Source organism: Pseudomonas sp. (assembly GCF_030690725.1).
Lineage (GTDB): Bacteria > Pseudomonadota > Gammaproteobacteria > Pseudomonadales > Pseudomonadaceae > Aquipseudomonas.
The window spans coordinates 44,666-62,097 of the sequence record NZ_JAUYGD010000015.1 but is presented as its reverse complement, the minus strand read 5'-3'; the positions used below and the strand labels follow the sequence as shown (position 1 = coordinate 62,097).

Below are 17,432 nucleotides of genomic sequence, written 5' to 3'. Positions count from 1 at the left end.
AGGCTATTCGAAGTAACAGAACCCGGTGCTGTTGGTGCATTTGGCCGGCTTATCCGGAATGGGCTCGATGCCGACATAGTCAAACTCGACATCCTTGAACGAGGGTTCAAAGATGCCGATGGTCGAGATGATGGTTTCGATCAGGGGGTTACTGAGCATGGTGCCCACGGCAAAATCGTCGGCGCGTTCTTTGAAATGATGATCGCCCTGGGCGTTCCAGCCGTCGGCAAGCACTGCGGACTGGGCGCGAATATTCAGCTGCTTGTCCAGCGCACCGCCAAACAGCGGCTTGCTGCCTAACCGGCTACCGGCCATAGAAACGGGAATGACGATGCTGGGGTTGTAGAGGTTCTCGGTCTCGTGGGCCACCTGCAGAAAGTCGTCATCCTTGGCGATTTTCAGAAAGCTCAGCACTTTCATCACGCCGCCCATAGCATCGTTGTAAATGCCGATCACGTCGTAGCTATAGGACGGTGTGTCCTCTGCGCTCAGGCTGGAGTTGCTCGGCATGCTACCCGTGGCCGTCATCGGCTTGGCCCCGCCGTCGTGCGTCCAGCGCCACAGGCTGTGGTTGCTGGCGGTATTTAGGCTGCCGTCGATGTCGGCGGCGGTGAAGGGCTGAGCCGCCGCGGAATACGACATCAGGCGTTTTTCCGCAGTTTTCAATATCGCTTCGTTGCCGCGTTGCGCGGTATCGCCGTCGTCGGTCTCGCCCGGCGCTTTGTCAGTGTCAAACCAGACGGTGCGTTCCCAGGCCACATAACGCGCCACCTGCTGGGCGGTGTAGGCCATGTCGGCCAGCTTGGCCACCACGGGCACCAGCACGAACAACAGCAGCACGCCGCCCGCGACCATCACGACAAATTCCGCCATGGCCTGGCCGTGCATGCGGGCTCTGCATGCATAAGCGGCCATGCTCATTTCACCAGCCCGGAGACAGCACCGCTGGCGGTGCCCGTGACCGTATCAACGAATTTGTCGAGTACCGGCTTGACCGGGCCTCTGATGACAGAGGGCAGCTTGTCGACCACCCGATCCTTGCCCGGCTCGATCAGCTTTTTCAGGCCCAGGTCGAGCACCGCGCCAACAATGGCTGATGTGCTGGCGCCAGCTTCCAGGCCCAATACGGCCATCAGGTCGATCTGCCCGGCAGCAATCATCTGCACCACGCGGCTCGGCTCACGCAGGCGGGCATCCCAGAAGGGGCTGAACTGGTTAGGGCTTTCCACTCGGCCAGGCGGCGGGGCGAAATAGGACTCCGCCGAAGCGATGGTCATCATGTTGTCGGGCCCGCCCCACAGCGACGACAGCGCGTTGTCTTTTACTCCCTGGGTATCGAGGGCAAACTTGCCGCTGTCCAGTCCCAGGCTGGCAGGGTTGTCGCTGGTGCGCAGGCTGCCCAGCGGCTTGGCCACCGCCACGGTAAATTCGTTGCTGGTGCCGCGGCCCTGATAATCACGGCCAAGGCTGAAGAATGAGGGCGCGCCGCCATAACCGGTGTTGACGTCCTCAGCCTGATTGGCACCAAAGACCCCCAGCGCGTTGCCATAGCCCCAGGTCGTCGCATGCACGGTTTGCATGGCTTCACCGTAAGGGCGCGGGCTCCCGGGCGGCGTGTTTTGCGTGGGGCTGCCCCACTGCGTACCAATCAGAAACTGATCGCCCGCCTTGGCCACTAGCTGGTGCGTGCCGCCGCCCAGCGGCAACCCCATATCGATTGGGAAGTCGGTGTCGAGTATCTCGGCGCAGCCGAAAACAGGCAGACAGACTTCAATTTTCAGGAACACTTGCACCTTGAAACCGATGGAGCTGAAGTCGACAGAGCTCCAGCCGTAATGCGGGATACCTTTGCCGCCAGCGGCCGTGCTCTTTGGGTTATAGACATAGGCCGTGCCGCCATTGTTGAACACGCCCACCTCAACGTTTAAGCCCAACCTTATCGTGATAAAGCCGAGGTAAATCGGCAGCTCCGGCGGGCTAAAACTGACGGTCGCATCGAAGGTGCGCGCATCCAGCCAGTCATTGCGGTTGCTGTTCATGATTGCCGCGTACTGGCGGCCTGCCGTCCGAGCGGCACTGTTATCGGCATTCTGGGCGTTGCTGCTGTCGTACTTTTCCGGTGCGGTATTGACCAGCATGGTCGAGGGGGCAAGGCTGCCGAGAAAGTCGGCGACAAAGTCTTCGGATGAGGCCGCACTGCCACCGGCGGCCGTGCTGGCGCTTTTTGCCTGGCTGGCCAGGCTGCTCAGGTTCAGATCGCTGGCGAAGTAGGTCAGGATGAAGTTCTGTGCCAGCAACAGATGGCTGAGGGTGACAACTTTCATGTCGTCGTTGGTTCCCGGCATCTCGTGGCGGTTCACAATGTTTATTGGGGCGGTGAACTGCGCCTCCAGCGTGGCGACGGCAAAGATCTTCTGAAAGAAGCCCATGACCAGGTTGAAGCTGGAGATCACGTCGGGGTAGATGCCGAGCAGCGGTTTGGCCGCGGCCCCCGTGACATTGCCAAGAACCTGATACGGCAGCGTGATAGTGGACAGCACATCACCGATTGTCGGTTTAGGGGCTGGTGCAAGGGGGATCTGGTACGGCGGAAAGGTGTTCACCCAACGTGGGATATTGGCGTAGCGCTTGGACCAGGACATCAAAGCCACCACCTGACCGACCGACATCTCGTTGGCGACGATAGCGCGGTTGGTGTAGGCGATCAGATTCTGGTGACGGGCAAACAGCTTGGCTTGCGAGTAGGCCGCCGCATCGGCAGCGTTCTCGACCTGAACACGATCACGGGTCAATACCCCGTGGTTGTACATCAGGATCAGGCCGATCAGCGCGATGCCGAGAAAGAACAGGCCAAAGACCATGGCCTGCCCCGACTGCCGGTGCGCGCTCACAACCGCGATATCTGCTGCTTATTACTTGCGTTCGTCTTGCTTGAAACTGCTCAGGTTGTGTTTGGCGCCGGCGGCTGTCTGCGCTTCGCCACCCGTTGTAGCGGCCGCTTGCGTGGCTTCGCCACCACCCAGCTCCGCAGCCATGTCACCGACCTGCTCGCGCACAGTACTGCCAAACAGGTTGTAAACCACAATGGCCGAGATCGCGATCAGCGCCACGATGATGATGTACTCGGTCATGCCTTGGCCCAACTGACGAGCGCGCAACTTAATGGACATGGTGCTTCCTCTGAACTAGGCCGAGTGTTTGGGATGTATGGATGCTGGCGTGGCCACTGGCTGGCCTGGGGCGGTCATGTTCGGCGTGCTTGCCACAAGCGCCCTTCTTGTCACAGCGATGCTAAGCGAAGGTATCCCGAGCCGTATGTCCCCATTTATAGCTACAGATAAACCTGCCGCCTTAATCTGTTAAGGCAATACCGCCCAATTAGCTGCGCTACTATCGCGGCAATAAACTCGTCTCATTCAGGATCAAGATGCGCAGCGAAAATGACAGCATGCCGATTCGAGTGATCCTGGTTGAGGACGATGTAGCGTTTCAGCAAGCACTGCGGCATACCTTCACCACAGCGCCAGATATGCAACTGGTGGCCGTATTGAGCACGCGCGCTGAGGGCTTAAAGATCCTCAACCATGCGCCAGCGGATGTCCTGCTGGTCGATCTCGGCCTGCCCGACGGTTCGGGGATCGATGTCATTCGTGCCGCCCATAGCAAATGGCCTGAGTGCAACATCATGGTCAGCACCGCTTTTGGCGATGAGATGCATGTCATGCAGTCGCTTGAGGCCGGCGCGACGGGCTATCTGCTTAAAGACAGCAGTACCGCCAGCATTGCCTCAGAAATTCGCAGCCTGCACCAGGGTGGCAGCCCGATCAGCCCCCTGATCGCCCGCCAGATACTGATGCGTTTTCGCCAAGAAGATACAACGCAGCCTTTGGCAGCGACTTCACCCAGCACCAGCCGTGCGCGACTTTCGACACGAGAACAGCAGGTACTGGAATACATTACCAAAGGCTTTAATTCGGATGAGATTGCCGGATTAATGAACGTATCACGCCATACTGTTCTGACCTTTGTACGACGAATTTATAAGAAACTTGAAGTGAGCTCGAAAACAGAAGCGATCTACGAAGCGCGCAGCCAAGGATTACTGGGTGCCTAAGCAATGGTCAGGAATCTTTCTCATAACTGCACTGCTAGCCGCATATATTCCTGCAGCCACTGCGACTGAATCGCCCTTACACATTACCACCGCGCACATACTCAATATCCCCGCGCAAGATTTTAGCGCCCCACCTCAAGTAATTAATGAACGAGTGCTGCCTGATAACTGGGCCACTGTTGATCTTCCACACGCACTGACCCGGCAATTGATTCCTTCCTCTGCCCTGCATGAACATAAAAGAACAGCCACAATAGAAACCTGGTATCGCCTGCAACTACCAGCTTCAGCCTCAGAAACACAAAAACAACTCTACATTCCACGCTGGAAAACCGATGGCAACCTTGCCATTTATGCCGACGGCCAGCTGATTTACATGTCAAGCGGTGGCGTGTACTGGAATGGCTGGAATATCCCCCTAAGCATCCCGTTAAATGCAACAGCCAACACACCCAGCCCCAGCACTATCCTTTTGCGCATCCAACGCCCGAGCGATTCGGGTGGCGGTATTTCCTCTATATGGGTGCAAGAAAGCAGCAGCCTGAACTGGCGTTACCGGCTTCGATACTTGCTACAGGTCCAGCTGCCGTATACCAGTAGCGTGGTTTTTCTAGCAGTTGGCTTATTCTCTTTTTTTGTTTGGTGCCGATTACGCAGCGAGCACTCCTACCTATTATTTTTCTTTATCTCAATCGCCTCGTTTATTCGCACACTCCATTATTACGTCGGCGAGCGTGAGCTACCCATAGCGGAGTCCTGGTTCAGTTGGCTAACCATAAACTCACTATTCTGGATGGTATTAGTTACTCACTTCTTCCTGCAAAGCCTTCACCACCGCCCCAGCCGCTGGCTAAGCGCACTAGTCATCTTGGTTACATTTGTAGCTGGAGTGCTGACTCTGCCAATGCTTTCCGGACTACTGAATGCCTATGCACTGTCGCCACTGATTTACTTCGCCTTGATCATCACCGGATCTTTAGTAGCAGGATTCGGCGCATACAAATCAAAGCAGGAAAATTGCAATGATGGATTGTTATTAAGCGGCTGGGCAATAGCAGGTATGTTGCTGGGCTGCCATGATTGGTTACTGCAAAACAACTATTTAAGTATCGAATCTATTTATCTCGGCCCTTACAGCAACATCGGCGCATTCCTGATTGTCATGAGCATTATTTTTCGGCGTTTTCTCAAAGCTAATGAAAACGTCAAAAGCACCAATGCCAGCTTGGCTTTCCGCCTACAAGAGCGCGAGGACGAGTTAAAGAACAGCCATCAACGCCTACGCGTAATAGAACATCGGCAAACACTCAGTAATGAACGTCAGCGGCTTATGCAAGATATGCACGACGGCATGGGTTCTTCACTGATCATTGCATTACTGGAGGCTGAGAAAGGTCACCTTGATGCGTCTTCACTGACCGATGTACTGAAAAACTGCATCGAAGACCTGAAACTGACCATAGATTCCATGGAGCCGGTAGAGGCCGACCTGTTACTGCTGATGGCGACATTAAGATTTCGCCTAACACCTCGCCTGGAAAGTGCCGGCATACGCTTGCGCTGGGATATTCAAAACGTGCCCGCGCTTGACTGGCTTGACCCGCGCAATGCATTACACATCTTGCGCATTCTACAAGAGACATTCTCCAACATCATCAAGCACACCAACGCTACGGAAATTCGCATTACCACATCTTCTGATGCGACTCATATCAGAGTCATCATCATAGATAACGGCCAGGGTTTTAGCGCAGAACAGTCCGTGTTATTTAACGGCAAAGGACTTAAGAATCAACAACGCCGCGCTGCCTCAATAGGCGCTGAAGTTCTCTGGCATTCCACCACGACTGGGGTAACTGTCACATTAACGCTGCCTATCGTCGCAACTGAGCGTAATAGCCATATAAGCGAATGCCCGCAATAAAATATAAGCCTTGTTAAATAGCACTGGGGAACAGATATAAAAAAAGGCGACCTAAGTCGCCCAAATTGCCTTGCGTGCCCCTTACAACAGAATCAGCCCTGCTTGCGCTTGTGCGAATCCTGCCAGATGAAATAACCGACACCGGCGAAGAAGGCGACCATCAGACCGACGGTGCCGATACCGGCGAGAACTACGACATCGATAAACATGGTTGCCTCCTGCTGTGAAGCCTGTGTGGGTATGGCTTCAAATTAACAGGGGCTGCAGGGGCGCTATTGATCCAGATCAACAAGCGGCGGGCACGGACCGGATGAGGCGGGGCTTAGCTGATCCAGATCAACAAATCAGCCTCTAACGGAGCCGCCTCAAGGCTTTTTCGGTTTGCCCTTGGGCTTTTTCTTGCCTTTGGGCAACGGCAGGGCCTGCTCGAAGGCATCGCGCATTTCATTGAGTTTCTTGTCGCGCAGGTCATGGATGCGCTTGTCGCGCTCGGCGGCGAAATCAATCAGCTTGTCGTCTTTGCTCATGGGGTGGGCTTGATCAAACGAAAGGTCAGGTTCAGACGTGGCGCGCAGGGGCTGCGCGTCTTCGCCACTTGGTGCTGCCAATGATGCTGGGTTGGCCCACGCATGACCAGCAGCGAACCATGTTGCAGCGGCAACGAATGCTCGATACGGCTCTGCCCTTTACGGCGCAGATCGAAGCGCCGGGTGCCGCCCAGATTCAGGGAAGCGATCAGCGGATTAGCGCCCAGCTCGGCTTCATCATCGCTGTGCCAGCCCATGGAGTCCTGGCCATCGCGGTAATAGTTGAGCAACACACCATTCAACGGCTGCCCGACGGCCTGTTCCACCTGCGCACGAATCAACGCCAGCAGCGGCGTCCAGGGCAATGGTTGATGGGTTAAGCCTGAGTAGCGATAACTGGCCTCGGCATCGCCATACCAGGCCACCAAACGCGGCACCGGTAATTGCCGCCCGTAAATCTGCACCTGCGGCTGCTGCCAAGGCGTCTGCGCGCTCAACTCGGCCAGCCAGTGATCGGCAGTCGCCGCATCCAGCCACTGCGCCTGCAGCTGCAAATCGGCGTTGGGCAGCGGCAAGGGGCTGTCGGCAAATAGATCCACGGCTAAATCACTCAAACTTCCACATCCACCCATAGCCCCTGGCGCGGCAACTCGCCGACCACAGCTTCATCGGCCTCGGCCACTTCGCCTTCGGCAAGCTCTTCAGGGGTGTAACCGTGACGGCGCTGACGGCGGCGCTGCTCCTCGCGCAGCATCATCTCGGCTTCCTGCGGATGGCGCTTGTCCAGGCTCACGCCGCTTTCCTTGGAGCTTTCAGCCGTGGCTGTCACCGGCGGAATTTCCGGGCGCGGTTTGACCACGTCGTGCTGGACGGTTACGGGAACCAGACTGTGGGGGATTGGCGGCAGCATCTATTTAGCCCTCCTTTGGTCAGACTGTCGGCCAGCCAAGCCGCGACTTGAGCCTCGCCTCGCTACACTTTTGATCTACCTAAACACACAAAGTGCCCGATGCGTAGCAATGCGCCTTTGGCCAGGGCCCGACGCTGCGTTAACATAGTCGGCTTTTTCACGCGGGAGACAAGCATGGCGCAGTATGAACCGGGGCAACGCTGGATCAGTGACAGCGAAGCGGAGCTGGGGCTGGGAACCGTTCTGATGCAGGACGGCCGCATGCTCACCGTGCTCTACCCGGCCACCGGCGAAACTCGCCAGTACGCCCTGCGCAATGCGCCATTGACCCGCGTACGCTTCTCGCCGGGCGATGAAATCACCCACTTCGAGGGCTGGAAGCTGACCGTGCAGGAAGTCGACGACATCGACGGTCTGCTGGTCTATCACGGCCTCAATGCGCAGCATGAAAGCGTCACCCTACCGGAAACCCAGCTGTCGAATTTTATCCAGTTCCGCCTGGCCAGTGATCGCCTGTTTGCCGGGCAGATCGACCCGCTGCCCTGGTTCGCCCTGCGCTACCACACCCTGGATTACACCAGCCGCCAGTTGCAATCCAGCCTCTGGGGCCTGGGCGGCGTGCGTGCACAGCCAATTGCGCACCAGCTGCACATCGCCCGTGAAGTGGCCGACCGCATCGCCCCGCGCGTATTGCTCGCCGACGAAGTAGGCCTGGGCAAAACCATCGAAGCCGGCCTGGTAATCCATCGCCAGCTGCTCTCCGGGCGCGCCAACCGCGTACTGATCCTGGTGCCGGAAAACCTCCAGCACCAGTGGCTGGTGGAAATGCGCCGGCGTTTCAACCTGGATGTCGCACTGTTCGATGAAGAGCGCTTTATCGAAAGCGACGCCAGCAACCCATTCGAAGACTGCCAGCTGGCCCTGGTCGCCCTGGAATGGCTGTGCGAGGACGAAAAAGCCCAGGACGCGCTGTTTGCCGCCGGCTGGGACCTGATGGTGGTCGACGAAGCGCACCACCTAGTCTGGCACCCGGAACACGCTAGCCCCGAGTACGCCCTGGTCGAACAGCTGGCCCAGGTCATCCCTGGCGTGCTGCTGCTCACCGCCACCCCCGAGCAGCTCGGCCAGGACAGCCACTTCGCCCGCCTGCGCCTGCTCGACCCGAACCGTTTCCATGATCTGACCGCCTTCCGCGCCGAGAGCGAGCACTACAAGCCGATTGCCGAAGCCGTGCAGGAACTGCTCGACCAGGGCCGCTTGTCCGCTGCTGCGCACAAGACCATTCACGATTTCCTCGGCGCCAGCGGCGAAGAGCTGCTGACTGCCGTTAATGCCGGTGACAGCGAAGCTTCGGCGCGCCTGGTGCGCGAGCTGCTGGATCGCCACGGCACCGGTCGCCTGCTGTTCCGTAACACCCGCGCCGCCGTGCAGGGCTTTCCAGATCGCGAGCTGCACCCCTACCCGTTGGCCAGCCCCGATGAATATATGGAGCTGCCGATTGGTGAGCATGCTGACCTGTACCCGGAAGTCAGCTACCAGGCGCAGCCGGATGTCGATGAAGAACAGCGCTGGTGGAAATTCGATCCGCGCGTCGAATGGCTGATCGACACGCTGAAGATGCTCAAGAAGTTCAAGGTGCTGGTGATCTGCGCCCACGCCGAAACAGCCATGGACCTGGAAGACGCCCTGCGCGTGCGCAAAGGCATCCCGGCCACCGTATTCCACGAAGGCATGAGCATCCTTGAGCGTGACCGCGCGGCAGCCTACTTCGCTGATGAAGAGTTCGGCGCCCAAGTGCTGATCTGCTCGGAAATTGGCTCGGAAGGTCGTAACTTCCAGTTTGCCCACCACCTGGTGCTGTTCGATCTGCCGGCCCACCCGGACCTGCTTGAGCAGCGCATCGGCCGTCTCGACCGTATCGGTCAGAAGCACCGCATCCAGTTGCACGTGCCGTACCTGGAAAACAGTCCGCAGGAACGCCTGTTCCAGTGGTATCACCTGGCGCTGAACGCCTTCCTCGCCACCTGCCCGACCGGCAACGCCCTGCAACATCAGTTTGGCAGCCGTTTGCTGCCGCTGCTGGAAAGCGGCGATGACGGCGAGTGGCAGGCCCTGGTCGACGAAGCCAAGACCGAGCGTCTGCGTTTGGAAGGCGAGTTGCACGCCGGCCGTGATCGCCTGCTGGAGCTCAACTCCGGCGGTGCTGGCGAAGGCGAGGCATTGGTTGAGGCGATTCTCGAGCAAGACGACCAGTTCGCCCTGCCGATCTATATGGAGCAGCTGTTCGACGCCTTTGGCATCGACAGCGAAGACCATTCCGACAACGCGCTGATCCTGCGTCCCAGCGAAAAAATGCTGGATGCCAGCTTCCCCCTGGGTGACGACGAAGGCGTGACCATCACCTACGACCGCGACCTGGCCCTGGCCCGCGAGGACATGCAATTCCTCACCTGGGAACACCCCATGGTGCAAGGCGGCATGGACCTGGTGCGCTCCGGCTCGATGGGCAACACCGGCGTCGCGTTGATCAAGAACAAGGCGCTGAAACCCGGCACCGTGCTGCTGGAACTGCTGTATGTCAGCGAAGTGGTCGCCCCGCGCGCGCTGCAACTGGGCCGCTACCTGCCGCCTATCGCCCTGCGCTGCCTGCTTGATGCCAACGGCAACGACCTGGCGGCCAAGGTCTCGTTCGAGAAGCTCAACGAGCAGCTGGAAACCGTGCCGCGCGCCAGCGCCAACAAGTTTGTTCAGGCCCAGCGCGACAGCCTCAACCCGCTGATCAACGCCGGCGAAGGCAAGGTGGTGCCACGCCATAGCGAACGCGTAGACGAAGCCAAGCGCCGCCTGGCCGCTGAAACCGATGAGGAATTGGCGCGCCTGATCGCCCTGCAAGCGGTCAACCCCAGCGTGCGCGACAGCGAACTGAACGCCCTGCGCCAACTGCGCGAGCAAGGCCTGGCCATGCTCGATAAAGCGGCGTTGCGACTCGAAGCCATTCGCGTGCTGGTCGCCGGCTAAGCGTTGCAAATGAGCATCAGGCGCACGCAGGTAGGTTGGCGCTGAGCGCAGCGAAGCCCAACAGGCATTGATTGGTGTCGTTGGGCTTCGTCGCGTTGCTCCTCAACCCAACCTACGCCGAGGTGCACTCCACACGGGCTGCTAGAGTCAGAAGCACTACTTCTGTCATCACAGCCCACAGGAGCTCACAGTGCCTGCACGCGCCGCCTCGCGCCGGTTTCGCCACAGCCTCGGCGGGCTCTGCCTGCTGGCGCTGCTTCTGCTTCCCCTGCTGCATCTGTGGCCCGCGCTAAACGGGTTAAACAACGCCCACCTCGACTGGCTGATCCGCCAACGCGCCGCCGAACAGACGCCCGACCCGCGCCTGCTGCTGATTGATATCGACGACCTGAGCCTGCAAGTGCTGGCCGGTGAAGCCGGTAAATGGCCATGGCCGCGCTCGCTGCATGGCGAACTGCTGGAGTACCTGCTCAGCCAACAGCCCAAGGCTGTAGCCTTCGACATCCTGTTCAGCGAGCCCGACCAGTTCAACCCGGACGCCGACAGCTATTTTGCCGAAGTGCTGCAACGCAGCGCCAACACCTACCTCGCCGCTCTGGTCCAGCAAGCCGACGAAGGCAGCCAGCCGCCACTGCTGCGCGACTATCCCGCCTCCACCTGGCAAGCCCCTGGGCAACGCGGCGCCGACGATCAGCGTGGCTTGTTGCTACTGCCCAACGCATTCCCCAGCGAGCTGTGGCGCCTGGGCAGCATCAACTTTCGCCCGGATGCCGACGGCATCGGTCGGCGCTATGAGCTGTACCGCAGCTTTGCCGACTGGCGCCTGCCCAGCATGCCTGCGCGTATCGTGCATGACCTGACCGGCAGCTTGCCGCAGCAACAGAACCTGCTGCTGGACTGGCCCGGCACCAGCCGCCTGCCCTACCCACGCCTGCCTTATGCCGCGGTGCTGGCAGCGGCGCGCAACCAGGGCGAGCCGCTGCCAGCCGAGCAGTTCAAGGACCGCATCATCGTGATCGGCACCACCGCAGCCGGCCTGCACGACCTGCGCCCCACACCGCTGGATACCCTTTATCCGGCGCCATTTATCCTGATGACGGCCATCGACAACCTGCTCAACAACAGCCAGTTGCGTGAAGCGGATAGCTGGCTGGAATTGCTCGGCCCGTTGCTGCTATTGCTCGGTCTAAGCCTTCTGCTGCTGCGCGAACAGCTGCCGGCGGCCTTTGCCCTGTGCCTGCTCGGCAGCCTGGCGCTGTTTGCCGGCAGCTACTGGCTGGCGTTGCGCGGCACGCTGCTTGGCGTGCTACCGGGGCTGATCTGCCTGTGGCTGCTGCTGGCCGCCGCGCTGGCACTGTTCTACCTACGGCGGCGCCAGCAATTACAGGACACCATTCGCCTGTTCAGCCGTTTTATGGACCCCGTGGTGGTCAACCAACTGGTGTCGCGCGACGACCCGGAAGCCCTGCTGGCGAGCAAGGAGTGCCAGCTGACTGTGCTGTTTTCCGATATCCGCAGCTTCACCACCCTCTCCGAGCAGCACACACCAAGCGAAATCGTGCACCTGCTCGAAGGCTATTTCAGCAGTCAGGTCGAGGTGCTGTTCAAACACCAGGCGACCCTCGACAAGTTTATCGGCGACGCCATCATGGCCTTCTGGGGTGCGCCGCTGGACAACCCGCAGCAAGCCGACCAAGCCATTCTGGCGGCCATGGAAATGCTCGATAACCTCGACGCCTTTCGTCGCGACTACAACTGCCCGGATTTCGACATCGGCATCGGCCTGCACACGGGACCAGCGGTCGTCGGCCTGGTCGGCGCAAAGCAGCGCTATGACTACACTGCAATAGGCGACACGGTGAACCTGGCCAGCCGCATCGAAGGGCTGACCAAGGGCCGTGCCCATCTGCTGATTTCAGCCGCCACCCGTGAGGCCTGCACGCTCGATCTGGACTTCGTGCCCCAGGGCGAACACCAGGTAAAAGGTCGCGCCGAAGCCGTAATGCTCTACGAACCGCGAAGGAGACATGATGAATAAAGGCCTCTGCAGTGCCCTTGCGGCGCTGATATTCAGCTTCTACGGCCTCTCGGCGCTGGCCGAAGTACGCCAGGCACAGACCCTGCAGGACAGCGCCCTGCGCGCAGAACCCAGCGCCTCGGCCGCCAGTGTCGGCCAGGTCGGCAAACAGGCGCAGGTATTGGTACTGGAACGCCAGGGCGGCTGGTATCAGGTAGAAACCTCAAGCGGCCAGCGCGGCTGGCTGCCATTGCTCAGCCTGCGCTTCGCCAAGGATGCCCAAGCCAGCCGCAGCAATGACCTGGGCAGCCTGCTCAAGCTCGGCAACCAGGCCTCCCCCGCCAGCGGCGTGGCCACCGGGATTCGCGGCATCAGCGATGAAGAACTGCGCAGCGGCAGTGCCAACACCTCGGCCAGCGTGCAGAGCCTGGATGCCTTCGCCGCCAGCCCGAGCGAGGCGCGCAGTTTCGCCCAGCAAGGCGGCCTGCGCAGCCAGAACCTGCCCTACGCCCGCTAACACGCCGAGAGGAGAGCGACATGCAAACAGCCGTATTACTCAAGTGCGCCAGCCTGCTCGGCCTGATCGTCAGCCTGAGTGCCTGCCAGGGTCTGGAAGGCGTGCAGATTCAAGGCGTCGACCTGGGCAAGCTGTCCAGCGCCGGCCAACACCTGACCAACATGGGCCAAAAAAGCGTCGATGAAGAGCGGGTGATTGGGCAGAACACTGCCACCATCCTGCTAAGCAAGGCGGCGGTGCTGAACAACCCGCCGCTGCAGGCCTACGTCAACCGTGTCGGCCTATGGGTCGCCCAACACAGCGAGCGCCCCGACCTGCCCTGGCGTTTCGTCGTGCTCGACAGCCCGCAAGTGGCCGCCTACGCCGCCCCTGGCGGTTACGTGTTTATCACCAGCGGCATGCTGACGCGAATGAACAGCGAAGCTGAACTGGCCGGCGTGCTGGCCCATGAAGTGGCTCACGTGGTGCAGCAACATCACCTCAAGGCCATTCAGCAGCAGGCGCAAACCGGTTTGCTGACTGACCTCGCTACCCTGGCCGTGCAAGCCGGCGCCGCCGACAAAGGTGGCAGCAAAGCCGGCGAACTGACCGACCGTTTTAGCCGCAGTGTCAGCGACCTCTACAGCCGCGGCCTGGACCGTGGTGATGAATACGAAGCCGATGCCATGGGCGCGGTAATCGCCACCCGCGCCGGCTATGACGCCTACGGCCTGGCCGGTGTGCTGCAGACCCTCGGCACCACCCGGCAGAACGACGCGGCGCTAAGCAGCTTTCTCAAGGTGCACCCTGGCATCGACGACCGCCTGCAACGCCTGCAGCCGGTCTATCTGTATATCGAGAAGACCGCCAGCGGTCCGACCCAGAGCCTGGATGCCCGCTATCAGCAGGCGCTTAGAAGCAAGCGGTAAAAAGCAGACAGCCCCACTTCTAATGCGAGTGGGGATGTTCAAGGTTGCACGATGGCTCGTAATCACACACGTGATGGCTGAACGGTGCAGTGGTGTGCGAGCCCGGCGCACCCGTCACCTGGAAGCAGCGGCTGGCGATAAACAGCTGCACCAGCTCGGCGTCGAGCAAACCGCTCTGCGCCTCGCTCTTGAGAATATCCAGCGCCCGTTCCAGCGGCATTGCCGGTTTGTAGGGGCGATCCGCCGCAGTCAAGGCATCGTAGATATCGCAGATGGTCATGATCCGTGAGGCGCAGGGAATCGCATCGCCGACCAAACCTTTGGGGTAACCGCTGCCATCGAGTTTCTCGTGGTGCGCCCCGGCGATATGCGGCACACCCTGCAGGTCCGGAGTCCAGGGAATCAGGCTGAGAAACTGCTGGGTGTGCACCACATGGCGCTCGATCTCTTCGCGCTCGGCCGTGGTCAAACTGCCCTTGCGCACAGCCAGGGCGCTGAATTCGCCCTCGCTAAGCAGGCTGACCAGGCAGTTGCCGGGCGCTTTGACCAGCTCGCCCTGCACTTCCTGCAGGTGCTGGAAATCCCCTTCACTGAGCATGCTCGGCTCGTTGGCCTGAACGATATTGTTCAGGTAGCGCTCAAGGCGTTCGCATTCATAGGCCAGCTCGGCATCCAGCTGCAGGCGCCGCTCATCACTCAAGCCACCTTGATGCCGATAGGCATGCAGCATCTTGCGCAGAGTCTGGTTGCGCAGGTTTTCCTGGGCCAGGGCAACGCGATAACGCAGGTTTTCCAGCACTTGTTCGGGAAGCTTCTTGGCCTTGACCAGCACATGCTCGCGCACCCCGACCTTGCCGAAATCATGCAGCAAGGCGGCGTAGCGCAGCTCGCGCAGGCCATCACTACTCAGCGCCTGCTCACGCAAGCGGGCCTCCGGCGCATGGGGCAACTGATTGGCCAGGGTCAGGCACAGCTCGGCGACCCGGAAGGAGTGGCCGCTGGTAGTCGGGTCGCGCTGTTCGATGGCAAACACCGAAGCCTGCACGAAGCCGTCGAACAGCCGGCTGATGTCATCCAGCAACTGGCGATTCTCGATGGCCACCGCCGCCTGGCTGGCCAGCGCGCGCAGCGACACGGCGGTTTCTTCGTCGAAGGCAATCAGCTCAGGTTCCAGCTGCTCGCTGCCTTTACGCTGGCAGTTGATAAATTCCAGCACGCCGACCACTTCATGGCGATGGTTGCGCATGGGAATCGCCAGGATCGACATGGTGCGATAGCCCATCTGCAGGTCGAAGGAGCGGTTGAAGCGGTACGGCGCATCGGCGGCAATCGCGTACACGTCTTCGATATTCAGCTCGGTGCTGGTCAGCGCGACGTAGCCGGCAATCGAGGCCTTGCTCAACGGCATGCGCTGATCCTGAAAGCTGTTCTGGCTGAGCGTGCCGTTCTGCGTCAGTTTGAAGATCAGCTGCGCTGGCGCATCGGGGCGGCGGCTGACCAGAAACAGCGAGGCGGCGTCGCTGTTGGACAAACGCCGCCCTTCGATAAGGATTTTTTCCAGCAAACGATCCAGATCACGCTCGGCCGACAACGCCAGACCTACGTCCACCAGTTTGCTCAGGTCATCATGCTTGCCCGCCAGGGCGGCGGCCAGTTGCTCGGTCTGATGGCGCAGGCTGTACTGCTCGCCGGCAAAACGCAGCAGCGCCGACAATTCCTCGGCACTGGCATGCGGCGGTAATGGCAGGACACCAGGCTGATCCATGCAACCCACCAGAATCGCGCCACACGCCAACCAATCGGCCAAGGGCCGCAGTGCCAGAAGGTGTTCGTCAAGCAGCACCAGCGCCAGTTCATCCGGCAGCTCGTCAGGCGCGTCAATCGCCTGCAAGCTCAGCGGACACTGGGCCAATACGTTGCACAGGGGATGCGCGCCAAGCGCATTGCTGTGGCCCAGCACAAGGCGGGAAGTGCCCATGGTGGTTGTCCTCAGTCGCAGTTGCGTGACAGCAGTGCGACTGAGTATTGCACAGGATTTAACCGCTGCCCGGCCGTCCGGCGCATGCCGGACAACCTGACGAAATGGCTTAGCTAGCGGGCTGCAGCTGCATGCCTTGCTGCATTTTTGCGGCATCGGCAACGAAGCAGCGTGAGGCTTGCAGCAGCGCCAGCATGGTCAGCAGCAAGGCCACCGGAATCAGGTACATGGCGTTGTGCAGGCCAACGGCCTTGAAGGTCTCGTTCATTTCACTGGCCCCGGCCGCAAGCATAGCCGCGTGAGAATAGTGATCCGACAGCATGCCCACCGCCAATGGGCCAAGGCCGCCGCCAAGCAGGTACAGACCAGCGAAGAACAGCGCCATGGCGGTGGCCCGCAGGCGCGGCTCGATCACATCCTGAATCGCGGTATAGACGCATGTGTAGAAGTTGTAGGCAAACAGCCAGCCGATGCTGAACAGCGCCACAAACACCGCGATTTCCACCCTCCCGGCCAGCAAGGCGTAACCCGTGGCCATGGAAGCAATCAACATGCTCAGCGCGGCAAACAGCAGGCGCCCGGTCTGCCAGCGCTGGTGGATCTTGTCCGCCAGCCAACCGCCCAGGGTCAGGCCGACCAGGCCAGTCAAACCGACGATTACCCCGGTGGCCATCGCCGCCTGCTCCAGCGGCATCAGGAAGTAGCGTTGCAGCATCGGCACCATAAAGGAGTTACAGGCATAGGTGGCAAAGTTGAAGGCCAGACCGGCCATCACCAGCCACCAGAAGGTACGGATCGCCAGCACCTTGCGCAGCGGTTTTTCCACCGGCGTGGTGCGCGACTGCACCAACTCGGCCGCGCCGCGCTTGGGTTCTTTGATAAAGAACATAAACAGCGCAAGGATCAGCCCCGGCACGGCGGCAATAAAGAACGGCGCGCGCCAGCTGTCGAAGGCCTTGACCATCGCACCGATGGTGAAAAAAGCCAGCAGCAGGCCAATCGGTAGACCGAGCATAAAGATGCCCATGGCCCGCGCACGTTTGTGCGCTGGGAACAGATCACCGATCAACGAGTTGGCCGCCGGCGCATAGCTGGCCTCACCAATGCCGACGCCCATACGAATCAGCAGGAAGCTCCAGAAGTTCCAGGCCAAGCCATTAACCGCAGTCAGCCCGCTCCAGGCTGCCAGGCCCCAGCCCATGATCTTGCGCCGCGCACCAGTATCGGCCATGCGCCCCAGCGGAATGCCGGCAATCGCATAGACGATGGTAAAGGCAGTACCGATCAAGCCCAGCTGCAGGTCACTGAGGTCCCATTCCATGCGGATCGGCTCGATGATGATCGCCGGAATGGTGCGGTCGAAGAAGTTGAACAGGTTGGCGAGAAAAAGCAGGAACAGAATGCGCCAGGCATTCGCCGCTTGTAGGGACTGCTGCATGGAATCCATCTCTATTTGTTGTTATCGAAGCAGGTCGGTGGCGCATGGCCAACCGCCGTATCCAGCATGTGCAGGCGCAAT

Annotated in this window: 15 protein-coding genes; 6 read left to right on the top strand and 9 right to left on the bottom strand. The window is 60.1% G+C overall.

Features of this window, described 5'->3' with window-relative positions:
- Positions 1-3: 3 nt before the first annotated feature.
- From Q8O69_RS03685 to Q8O69_RS03675, 3 genes are read right to left on the bottom strand one after another with little or no spacing between them, the layout of a single operon-like run.
- The gene (locus tag Q8O69_RS03685) at positions 4-888 is read right to left on the bottom strand and encodes a hypothetical protein (protein ID WP_305589650.1); all 885 of its coding nucleotides are present in this window, start codon (positions 886-888) and stop codon (positions 4-6) included.
- Between the two features lie 29 nt (positions 889-917).
- Positions 918-2,861 (bottom strand): hypothetical protein, encoded by a 1,944-nt coding sequence (locus Q8O69_RS03680; protein WP_305589648.1) that lies wholly within the window; start codon positions 2,859-2,861, stop codon positions 918-920.
- A 51-nt stretch (positions 2,862-2,912) separates the two neighbouring features.
- A complete protein-coding gene (locus Q8O69_RS03675) occupies positions 2,913-3,170 on the bottom strand; it encodes a Flp family type IVb pilin (RefSeq protein WP_275961244.1) in 258 nt (85 codons plus the stop codon).
- A gap of 257 nt (positions 3,171-3,427) precedes the next feature.
- Between Q8O69_RS03675 and Q8O69_RS03670 the strand changes: the two genes are divergently transcribed.
- Together Q8O69_RS03670 and Q8O69_RS03665 are read left to right on the top strand one after the other, a co-directional pair.
- Positions 3,428-4,114, top strand: a complete 687-nt coding sequence (locus Q8O69_RS03670; protein WP_305589645.1) for a response regulator transcription factor — start codon at positions 3,428-3,430, stop codon at positions 4,112-4,114.
- Positions 4,107-6,038: an ATP-binding protein gene (locus tag Q8O69_RS03665; RefSeq protein ID WP_305589643.1), complete on the top strand. Its 1,932-nt coding sequence runs from the start codon at positions 4,107-4,109 to the stop codon at positions 6,036-6,038. The genes Q8O69_RS03670 and Q8O69_RS03665 overlap by 8 nt, the downstream gene beginning before the upstream one ends.
- A gap of 92 nt (positions 6,039-6,130) precedes the next feature.
- Here Q8O69_RS03665 and ccoM read toward each other — a convergent pair whose 3' ends face one another.
- From ccoM to Q8O69_RS03645, 4 genes are all read right to left on the bottom strand, one after another.
- Positions 6,131-6,247: a cytochrome c oxidase subunit CcoM gene (ccoM, locus tag Q8O69_RS03660; RefSeq protein WP_275941110.1), complete on the bottom strand. Its 117-nt coding sequence runs from the start codon at positions 6,245-6,247 to the stop codon at positions 6,131-6,133.
- A 156-nt stretch (positions 6,248-6,403) separates the two neighbouring features.
- On the bottom strand, positions 6,404-6,565 hold the full coding sequence (locus Q8O69_RS03655) for a hypothetical protein (RefSeq protein WP_090248299.1): 162 nt from the start codon (positions 6,563-6,565) through the stop codon (positions 6,404-6,406).
- Positions 6,562-7,164 carry an alpha-ketoglutarate-dependent dioxygenase AlkB gene (locus tag Q8O69_RS03650; protein WP_305589700.1) on the bottom strand — a complete coding sequence of 201 codons (603 nt, stop codon included), beginning with the start codon at positions 7,162-7,164 and terminating at the stop codon, positions 6,562-6,564. The genes Q8O69_RS03655 and Q8O69_RS03650 overlap by 4 nt, the downstream gene beginning before the upstream one ends.
- Before the next feature lie 11 nt (positions 7,165-7,175).
- The gene (locus Q8O69_RS03645; RefSeq protein ID WP_305589639.1) at positions 7,176-7,475 is read right to left on the bottom strand and encodes an aspartate-semialdehyde dehydrogenase; all 300 of its coding nucleotides are present in this window, start codon (positions 7,473-7,475) and stop codon (positions 7,176-7,178) included.
- Positions 7,476-7,649: 174 nt separating this feature from the next.
- Here Q8O69_RS03645 and rapA point away from each other — a divergent pair, with 174 nt between their 5' ends.
- The 4 genes from rapA (at position 7,650) to Q8O69_RS03625 (ending at position 13,935) form a co-directional block, all read left to right on the top strand.
- A complete protein-coding gene (rapA, locus tag Q8O69_RS03640) occupies positions 7,650-10,493 on the top strand; it encodes an RNA polymerase-associated protein RapA (RefSeq protein ID WP_305589637.1) in 2,844 nt (947 codons plus the stop codon).
- 190 nt (positions 10,494-10,683) lie between these two features.
- Positions 10,684-12,531 carry an adenylate/guanylate cyclase domain-containing protein gene (locus tag Q8O69_RS03635; protein WP_305589635.1) on the top strand — a complete coding sequence of 616 codons (1,848 nt, stop codon included), beginning with the start codon at positions 10,684-10,686 and terminating at the stop codon, positions 12,529-12,531.
- Positions 12,524-13,027 carry an SH3 domain-containing protein gene (locus Q8O69_RS03630; protein WP_305589633.1) on the top strand — a complete coding sequence of 168 codons (504 nt, stop codon included), beginning with the start codon at positions 12,524-12,526 and terminating at the stop codon, positions 13,025-13,027. The genes Q8O69_RS03635 and Q8O69_RS03630 overlap by 8 nt, the downstream gene beginning before the upstream one ends.
- Before the next feature lie 20 nt (positions 13,028-13,047).
- Positions 13,048-13,935 (top strand): M48 family metalloprotease, encoded by an 888-nt coding sequence (locus tag Q8O69_RS03625; protein WP_305589631.1) that lies wholly within the window; start codon positions 13,048-13,050, stop codon positions 13,933-13,935.
- A 19-nt stretch (positions 13,936-13,954) separates the two neighbouring features.
- On the opposite strand, the gene Q8O69_RS03620 is transcribed toward Q8O69_RS03625, so the two are convergent.
- Complete coding sequence (locus Q8O69_RS03620; protein ID WP_305589629.1) at positions 13,955-15,913, bottom strand: HD family phosphohydrolase; 1,959 nt, start codon at positions 15,911-15,913, stop codon at positions 13,955-13,957.
- A 109-nt stretch (positions 15,914-16,022) separates the two neighbouring features.
- Positions 16,023-17,351 (bottom strand): MFS transporter, encoded by a 1,329-nt coding sequence (locus tag Q8O69_RS03615; RefSeq protein WP_305589627.1) that lies wholly within the window; start codon positions 17,349-17,351, stop codon positions 16,023-16,025.
- Positions 17,352-17,432 lie beyond the last annotated feature (81 nt).

Bases quoted from the DNA above. Each gene is read 5' to 3' on its own strand.
- Q8O69_RS03620 (WP_305589629.1), bottom strand. From the start codon at position 15,913: ATGGGCACTTCCCGCCTTGTGCTGGGCCACAGCAATGCGCTTGGCGCG.
- Q8O69_RS03615 (WP_305589627.1), bottom strand. From the start codon at position 17,351: ATGCAGCAGTCCCTACAAGCGGCGAATGCCTGGCGCATTCTGTTCCTG.
- ccoM (WP_275941110.1), bottom strand. From the start codon at position 6,247: ATGTTTATCGATGTCGTAGTTCTCGCCGGTATCGGCACCGTCGGTCTG.
- Q8O69_RS03685 (WP_305589650.1), bottom strand. From the start codon at position 888: ATGCACGGCCAGGCCATGGCGGAATTTGTCGTGATGGTCGCGGGCGGC.
- Q8O69_RS03630 (WP_305589633.1), top strand. From the start codon at position 12,524: ATGAATAAAGGCCTCTGCAGTGCCCTTGCGGCGCTGATATTCAGCTTC.
- Q8O69_RS03625 (WP_305589631.1), top strand. From the start codon at position 13,048: ATGCAAACAGCCGTATTACTCAAGTGCGCCAGCCTGCTCGGCCTGATC.
- rapA (WP_305589637.1), top strand. From the start codon at position 7,650: ATGGCGCAGTATGAACCGGGGCAACGCTGGATCAGTGACAGCGAAGCG.
- Q8O69_RS03655 (WP_090248299.1), bottom strand. From the start codon at position 6,565: ATGAGCAAAGACGACAAGCTGATTGATTTCGCCGCCGAGCGCGACAAG.
- Q8O69_RS03645 (WP_305589639.1), bottom strand. From the start codon at position 7,475: ATGCTGCCGCCAATCCCCCACAGTCTGGTTCCCGTAACCGTCCAGCAC.
- Q8O69_RS03670 (WP_305589645.1), top strand. From the start codon at position 3,428: ATGCGCAGCGAAAATGACAGCATGCCGATTCGAGTGATCCTGGTTGAG.
- Q8O69_RS03675 (WP_275961244.1), bottom strand. From the start codon at position 3,170: ATGTCCATTAAGTTGCGCGCTCGTCAGTTGGGCCAAGGCATGACCGAG.
- Q8O69_RS03680 (WP_305589648.1), bottom strand. From the start codon at position 2,861: ATGGTCTTTGGCCTGTTCTTTCTCGGCATCGCGCTGATCGGCCTGATC.